The sequence below is a fragment of the Bacillus sp. MBGLi79 genome (assembly GCF_002953915.1).
Genome location: NZ_CP026521.1, coordinates 1,980,726 through 1,981,832 on the forward strand (window position 1 = coordinate 1,980,726; position 1,107 = coordinate 1,981,832).

Annotated in this window: 2 protein-coding genes and 1 pseudogene; all 3 read left to right on the top strand. The window is 49.2% G+C overall.

Annotated features, from left to right (window positions below):
* Positions 1-166, top strand: a 166-nt coding sequence (locus tag C1T29_RS24765) for a PRC-barrel domain-containing protein (RefSeq protein WP_331281205.1), incomplete at its 5' end; no start/stop codon positions are given.
* Positions 163-894 (top strand): tRNA (guanosine(37)-N1)-methyltransferase TrmD, encoded by a 732-nt coding sequence (trmD, locus tag C1T29_RS10120; RefSeq protein ID WP_020451372.1) that lies wholly within the window; start codon positions 163-165, stop codon positions 892-894. The genes C1T29_RS24765 and trmD, both read left to right, overlap by 4 nt.
* 138 nt (positions 895-1,032) lie before the next feature.
* Positions 1,033-1,107 (top strand): annotated as a pseudogene (locus C1T29_RS10125) (50S ribosomal protein L19); the annotation flags it as partial.

Here is a 1,107-nt window from a genome sequence, read left to right on the forward strand (position 1 = left end):
CAAGGTCAAAGAAATTTTAACGCCGGGCGCCAACGATGTCTGGGTCGTGGCCAGACCGGGAAAGAAAGACGCGCTTATCCCTTATATCGACGCCGTTGTCAAAGAGATTAATGTGGCGGATCAAACGATCAAGATTCATATCATGGAAGGGTTACTTGACGAATGAAAATCGATTTTTTAACGCTTTTTCCGGAAATGTTTGAAGGTGTGCTCGGCTCGTCGATCCTGCAAAAAGCTCAGGATAAGGACGCTGTCCACTTTCGCGTGGTGAACTTTCGGGCCTTTTCCGACAACAAGCATCAAACCGTTGATGATTATCCATACGGCGGGGGAGCAGGAATGGTGCTGAAACCGCAGCCTGTCTTTGATGCGGTCGAAAAGCTGACAGCTGAAGCCGAAGGGTCTCCGAGAATCATCCTCGTCTGCCCCCAAGGGGAACGCTATACCCAACAGAAGGCTGAAGAACTGGCGCAGGAAGAGCATTTAATGTTCATTTGCGGGCATTATGAAGGGTATGATGAGCGGATCAGAGAGCACCTGTCTACAGACGAAATTTCGATCGGAGATTTCGTTTTGACAGGGGGAGAGCTGCCGGCGATGATGATCGCAGACAGTGTTGTGCGGCTTTTGCCGGGCGTGCTCGGCAAGGAAGAATCGCACCTTGAAGACTCTTTCAGCACGGGGCTTCTTGAACACCCTCATTATACGCGGCCGGCAGATTATAAAGGCCTGAAGGTGCCGGACGTTCTGACATCCGGGAACCATGCGAAAATCAAAGAATGGCGGCGGAAGGAGTCTCTCAGGCGCACTTTTTTAAGGCGGCCCGACCTTCTGGAAAACTATCCTTTATCTGAAGAAGAGCGAAAATGGATTTCTGAATGGAAAAACCGGTAGATTCTATTGCACCCGGAAAAAAGGTGTGGTATGATACTACTTGTGACTTGAACGGGAACGCTCGTTTAAGTTTGAAAACGATGTTCCGCTGTGCCGGTTAACTCGCGCAAGAGCATCTGTTGGAAGGAGTTGAAGACGATGCAAAAATTGATTGAAGATATCACAAAAGAACAATTGCGCACTGATTTGCCTGCGTTCCGTCCTGGTGATACT